Source organism: Saccharomonospora iraqiensis subsp. paurometabolica YIM 90007, assembly GCF_000231035.2.
In the GTDB taxonomy this organism is placed as follows: Bacteria; Actinomycetota; Actinomycetes; order Mycobacteriales; family Pseudonocardiaceae; genus Saccharomonospora; species Saccharomonospora paurometabolica.
On sequence record NZ_KI912218.1, the window covers coordinates 11,682 to 12,632 of the forward strand.

Consider the following 951-nt stretch of genomic DNA (forward strand, 5'->3'; position numbering starts at 1 on the left):
CCCGCCCGCCCGGCCGCTCGACCGCCCGGCCCGATGGCTCGGTCCGGGCCGATGGCTGGGTCCGGCGGCTCGGCCCGGTCGCTCAGTCGCGGGGCAGCAGCACCACGCCGTCGTCGTCGGCGTACAGCGTGTCGCCCGGGTGGAACGTGACGCCCCCGAAGCCGACCGGCACATCGACGGCACCCACCCCCGCCTTGGAACTCTTGCGGGGATTGGTGCCCAGGGCCTTGACCCCGAGGTTCAGTCCGGCCAGCACGGCGCTGTCCCGGACCGCGCCGTTGATCACCAGCCCGGCCCAGCCGTTGTCCACCGCCGCGGCGGCGATCAGGTCCCCGGTCAGCGCGGTGTGCAGCGAACCGCGGCCGTCGACCACGAGCACACATCCCGCGCCGGGGGAGTTCAGCAACTCCTTGACCAGCCCGTTGTCCTGGTAGCACGACACGGTGCGCACCCGGCCGCCGAAGGCGCGGCGGCCGCCGAAGGCGCGGAACTGGGTGTCACACACCCGCAGCCGCTCGCCGTGCTCGTCGACGAGGTCGGCCGTGGCGGGCGGACCGGAGGCCACGGACTCGGAGGACTCGGACGACTCGGGGGTCGCGGGGGACTCACTCACGGGGATGCCTCACCTTCCCTCGGCTGTCGATGGCGCGCGCCCGGTGCCGGGCCTGCGGACGGTCCCATCCTCCCCCGGGCGGTCCGAACCTGCGGACCACGGTCGGTGCGGAGTGATTCCCGTCTCCGCGACGGGGGGCCCGCCCGCGCCGCGGCGGGATATCGTCGGTTCCATCACCCGATCAGGGGTTGTCTTGACGTTCTCCACCGACCAGGGAGGAACCAGGTGCGCACCGACGCCGCCGACCGGCCCCACACCCCCTTCACCGCGCCCGCGTGTTCGGGTGGCACCCGCACCGTCACCGCGCCCGCGACCGGTGCGCCGCTCGCCGAGGTCCC

The 951-nt window shown here is 74.7% G+C and carries 1 protein-coding gene; it reads right to left on the minus strand.

Going from position 1 to position 951, the window contains the following annotated elements; translation table 11 throughout:
• Nucleotides 1–82: 82 nt before the first annotated feature.
• On the minus strand, nt 83–565 hold the full coding sequence (rraA, locus tag SACPADRAFT_RS0207135; RefSeq protein WP_028662291.1) for a ribonuclease E activity regulator RraA: 483 nt from the start codon (nt 563–565) through the stop codon (nt 83–85).
• Nucleotides 566–951: the final 386 nt, after the last annotated feature.